Below are 5,107 nucleotides of genomic sequence, written 5' to 3'. Positions count from 1 at the left end.
GATAGCAGATCGTCCGCAAATGCCTGCCGCTGCACTTTGTCAATCGAATCAGCACGCAGCAGAGACAGATCATTTCGCTGGCGTGCAAGCTCGCGCTGCACATAGCCATGTGACTTGATCACCGCTTCCGTGTTCGGCAATCCCGGCTGGACACCCAGAGCTCGTATTGCCGCTTGGTCGGCCGCCTCGTAGGCACGTCGCGCCGCCCACGCCGCCTCCTGCGGCTCCGGTGTAAGCAAGCAACGAATCGCATACGCCAAGGAAGAGAGCGCATCGTCAGCCAGAGCATGACCGATCATCCAATTGTCGCTTTCCTCTGGCAGCAGGCTCATCACCTCGTCAAGTCTTGCCGACCATACTGCACGATCAACTACCGCAGTTTGAAGGTCGGTCCACAGCTGAACGGCAATCTCGCGCGGACGTTGCTTCCTGTCAGCGTCCGACTCCCGCGCAAGGCGCTCGTAATTACTGAGCTGCCTCGTCGCAGCCGCAGCAGCGAACGCAATCCGCGCCTGACTCGACAGCGCCCCAAGTTCGCCAACCAACGCGTTTTCATCAAAGCTGTGCATGCGGTTTACCTTGGCCAGATCGCAGTTGTGGGACTCGTCAATTGACCACCGGATTGCTCGATGGCCGCTCTACATGTTGGGCAAATTGTTCTGGACACAGCCATCTGAGCAGGCGTGAGTCCGTTCTGCGCCGCATGCTGGAGCGCGGTCACTTCCGCGTGCGCACCAGGCAACTTCGCCGCGACCTCACCAGACTCCATGAGTGCACGTTGTGCCGGTGACAGATCGCGGCCACCTGCGGCGAGAACACGGGTGCCTTCGACCGTGTCCAGCGCTGCCGTAGTCCTTCGTCCGGCCGCAATCGGATCAAGGGCACCGTGCACTGCTTCAACACGGGCACCAATTCCCTTTGCGGCAGTGGTTCCCTCACTTGTGGCCTCCTTCAATAAATTAAGTGCCTTTGCGAGCATTCGGCTCGTTGATGAAGCCACAACAACGGTAACCTGCCCTCCGGTGGCAATAACCAGACCTACCGCGGCACCAGCAGCTCGGGCCCCGTTTATTTGCTTCCATTGATCTTCGGAGAGCTTTCCCGCGAGTACTTCTTTAGCTTCATTGTCGAGAAACTGTTCTGGCAGCATCCCCGTGGGATCGACCTTGGCATAGGGGTTGTTATCGACGTAGGTATACCTGCCGAAGTTCCCCCCATTGCTGACGTCAGCGACGACGGGGTCGGTGCTCAGGAAGCGCCCTGCGATGGGGTCGTAGTAGCGCTGCTGCATCTGCACCAGGCCAGTGTTGCTGTCGAAGACGTGGCCGGTGAAGCCGATGTTGTCAGGCTTGGTGGGCACGAAGCCCGAGGCCACGTTGCCGTAGGGCTCGTAGCGGGTCTTGCTGATGAGCGCGGCGGAGTCGTTGGTGCGGGCCACCGGGCTGCCCAGCGCGTCCTCGTGGGTGTAGGTCCCGGCGGAGTTGACCTCCGTGACCAGCCGGTTGCCCAGGTACAGATACTTGGTGTCGTTCTTGGCCCCGCTGGTCCAGATGCGCTGGAATCTCAGCACACCGGTGTGGTCGTAGACGTAGCTCTGAGTGGTGCTGTCCGCGTTGTTCCAGGCCTCTACGCGCCGACCATTGCCGTCGTAGCTGTAGGTGGAGGTGGTGGTGCCGCCGGAGGAGGCGGTGTTGATACGGTTGCCCAGGTCAAAGGCGAAGGTCTGCTGGGTGCCATAGCCGGTGCGGTTGTTGATGTTGCCGTTGGCATCGTAGGTGTAGCCGTAGGGCAGGCCGTCCCCGGTGCCAGAAATTCCTGTCAGCCGGTTGGTGGCGGCGTCGTAGCTGTGTGTGAGCACCCGCGAGCCCACCGTGCTGCTGCGGATGTTGTCCTGCACGTCGTAGGTGTAGCTGCCGCTGCCCCAGATGCCGTTGGCGGTCTTCAGGCGATTCAGCCCGTCGTACTGCATGGTGCGCGTGGACGAGCCGTCGATCAGGTCGGTGATGCCCAGCACGTTGCCGTTGGCGTCGTAGCTGTACTGGTCGCTGAGCACGCTGCCGTCGGTGATCTGGCTGGGCAGGCCGCGCACGTTCTGGCTCACGGTGTGGGTGATGCCATTGCCCAGGGTGTAGCTCTTGACGGCGCCGTTGGGCCAATAGGTGGCCCCGGAGACACGCGAGTTGACCGCGGTGGGCTCTCCCAGCGCATTGGGGTTGAAGTTGACCAGCGCCCCATCGGGGTAGGTCAGGGCCGAGACATTGCCGTTGGCGTCATAGCCCCAGCTGAGGTCATACACCGCGCTGCTGTAGCTCAACGACTCCTTGGTCATCAAGCGCCGGTTGTTGTAGGTGTAGGTCCAACTGGTGGCATTGTTGCGCCCCGGGTAGGCCGAGGTGCTGAGGGTGGCGATCAGCCCATCGTCGGTGTAGGTGCGGGTGATGGCGGGGCTGCTGTCACCGAAGGTGGTGCTGGTCAGGCGGTTGCGCGCGTCGTAGCCGTAGCTGATCTTCTGAGCTGCGGGCACGCTGGCGGTGTCGCAGCTGCCGGTGCTGGTGAGTGAGACCCCTCCGCTGCGCCAGGCCAGGTTGCCTGCGGCGTCCCAGTCCTGCACCGTCGCCCCCAGCTCCGGCTCCACCGTCTTGCACAGCTGGTGGTAGCCGTCGTAGACGTAGTTGCGGGTGACGCTGGTGGTCACGCCGGCGCTGGTGCCGTTCTTGGTCATCGACGTGGTGGCGCCGAAGGCATCGCGGGTGATGCTCAGGTTCAGGCCCTCAGGGCCGCTCAGGCTGGCCAGCACCGCCTTGTCCGGGTTGTCGTAGGCCTGGAAGCTCGAGGTTGAGACGTTGCCGTTGAAATCTGTGGTCTGGATGGTGAAGCCGCTCTGGTAGACATTGGTGGCCGTGCGCTGCGCCGGCGACAGCTCGGTGTCGATGGTGCGGCTGATCTCGCGGCCCAGCGGGTCATAGACCGTGGTCGTGCCCTTGGGCGTGTCGGTGATGGAGGGCACCGTGGCCTGCGGGTAGCCCTGGAAGGTCACCCGGCCGTCCGAGTCGTACTGGGTCAGCGCAGCCCGCAGGGTGCTGGCCACTGCCGTGTCCTGGCTGAGCGTGACGCGCTTGCGCCAGAGCGCATCGAAGTAGTTCTTGGTCACCCCATTGCCGGTGGTGACCGTCTGGCGCCAGTGGCCGGCAGGCAGGCCGTACTCGGCCGTGGTGACCGGCTCGAACACCAGGGTGGTGTTGTTATAGGTGACCGCATCGCCCGTGGGGTAGGTGATGCTCTTGAGCCGACCGGCCGCGTCGTAGTCGTAGCTGGTGGTGGTCCCTGCCTCGTTGGTCAGGCTGGGATCAGGCCCAGGTCGTTGACCACTGCCTGCTGGTACTTGGTGTCGGCGTAGGTGATCTTTTGCGGCAGGCCGCGCTTGTAGTTGCTGAAGGTGGTGACGTTGTCGCGCCCGTCCTTCACCGTCTGGAGCGTGCCGTCCGTGTTGTAGGTGTACGTGGCCTTCAGCTTGCCAAAGGCGTATTCCTGATAGGGCAGGCCCAGCGTGGTGTACGTGGTCTCCTTGGGCTTGAGACCGGTCGTCGACTCGGTGAGGCTGCTCACCAGGTTGATCACCCAGGGGCCCTTGAGATCCTGGTAGGCCGTGGTCTCGGTGACGGTGTTGGGCGTGGCCGTGAGCGTGCTCGAGCGCGTGACCTTGGTCGGGCGGCCTACTGCATCAAAGTCCGCCGTCGAGGCCTGCCAGGTGAAGACCTTGCTCTGTTGGGTGATCTCCCGCTTCTGCAGAGCCCGAATGGTCCAGCCGAGGTAGTTGGCGTCGTATTGCCCGCTGCTGCCTGTGGCCACATTCGGGCTGTAGTAGGTGTTGACCGTCGAGCGAAGCGCTGTGGAATTCGAGCTGTTCCACCCCTCGTCGACCTGAACCAACTCGCCGTCCTTCTGGAACACGCTGTTGAAGGTGTAGCGAGTTGCGTTGGCTTTGGGGTCAGTGACTGTTACGTTCTTGGTGCCAGTGCAGCCTGTGCCGCAGTACCAGGTCCCCTCAGGCACGCTCCAGCTGTAGTTCCAGCTCGCCCCACTGCCCATGCCCGGGCCAGTGATCGTCTTGGTCTTGAGGGACCAGGCCGCGTACACAGGGGTGTGGTTCGGGCTGAACACATAGGAGCTGGAACAAGGGTTCTCGCCCGGCGTGGTGTGATCCCCGAATTCCCATGAGCCACCCAGTCCATGGTGAACGCCACCGTGGCTCCTGATGGGGTCGTGACGGTGCTGGTTTTGGCGCCGTGACCAGAGGTTCCGTTGGTCCATGGCCCTGGTGTTGGGTTTCCACAGCCCATCTTCGGGTTGAAATGCGGAATGCCATCACCGCCGTCACCCTGCAGGCTGTACTTCCACTGGGTCTGGTCTGGCAGCGTCACCGTCATGCGGTCAGCGCTGTAGCTCCAGGTGCGCTGGAATGCCGTGGTCGTCGAATAGGCCGTGACGGTGTAGGACCCGTCCGTTTGGTACGCGAAGCGCAGCTCGCGGCCATCGCTGGCCAGGATGCTGGTGACCTTCCAGGGATCGGTGCTGTCGTAGGTGTAGGTCACCGTGTTGCCAAAGCGGTCGGTCACCTTGCTCGGCAGGATCCAGATCTCCTGGCGGCTGAAGCTGCCTGCCGACGTGCTGATGCCGTCATACGACCGGCTGACCATGTGGTCGAAGCGGTACTGCGTGCCCGATGGCGAGAGCGCCACAAAGCCCTCGCCCGTTCCGAGGCTCAGAGTGACACAGCTGAGCTGCCAATGGGACTTGGTCACCACCGGATAAGTCCCCGAAGTCGGCTGAAAGGTGTTGCCGGTACTTCGCTTGAGGAGCAGCTCATCCACCTGACCCGGTACATACAGGTGATGGCCACTCCAGTACTGATCCGGCAGAGCCGTGTCTTGGCTCTTGGAAGTGGGCAGTACCTCGGGTGCGCCTTGGAAGTTACTGCACCGCAAGTTCTGTTGTGCGACGGTTGCGCCACTGACAACCCACCCCTTGGGAGTGGCCGCACCCGCGGCATAGATCCCCCAAAGGCGTGGGATCTCCGGGTCCCACTGGTGCAAACGCGATCCCAACG

4 protein-coding genes and 1 pseudogene are annotated in these 5,107 nt (G+C 62.8%); all 5 read right to left on the bottom strand.

Going from position 1 to position 5,107, the window contains the following annotated elements; all coding sequences use genetic code 11:
- Nucleotides 1-569: DUF416 family protein (locus I73_RS31905; protein WP_148289873.1), on the bottom strand; the 569-nt coding region annotated here is incomplete at its 3' end.
- Nucleotides 570-574: 5 nt separating this feature from the next.
- Complete coding sequence (locus I73_RS20290; protein WP_026096990.1) at nucleotides 575-3,229, bottom strand: RHS repeat-associated core domain-containing protein; 2,655 nt, start codon at nucleotides 3,227-3,229, stop codon at nucleotides 575-577.
- Between the two features lie 60 nt (nucleotides 3,230-3,289).
- Nucleotides 3,290-3,340, bottom strand: a pseudogene (locus I73_RS34920) (hypothetical protein); the annotation flags it as partial.
- A complete protein-coding gene (locus I73_RS34165; RefSeq protein WP_026096989.1) occupies nucleotides 3,337-3,951 on the bottom strand; it encodes a hypothetical protein in 615 nt (204 codons plus the stop codon). The gene I73_RS34165 and the pseudogene I73_RS34920, both read right to left, overlap by 4 nt.
- 47 nt (nucleotides 3,952-3,998) lie before the next feature.
- Nucleotides 3,999-5,107 (bottom strand): hypothetical protein (locus I73_RS32825; protein ID WP_234409562.1); only part of this gene is annotated, 1,109 nt, incomplete at its 5' end.

The sequence above is a fragment of the Ideonella sp. B508-1 genome, from assembly GCF_000333615.1.
Classification (GTDB): Bacteria; Pseudomonadota; Gammaproteobacteria; order Burkholderiales; family Burkholderiaceae_C; genus Ideonella.
Note: the sequence above shows the minus strand (reverse complement) of the source record. Positions and strands in the feature narration are given on the sequence as shown.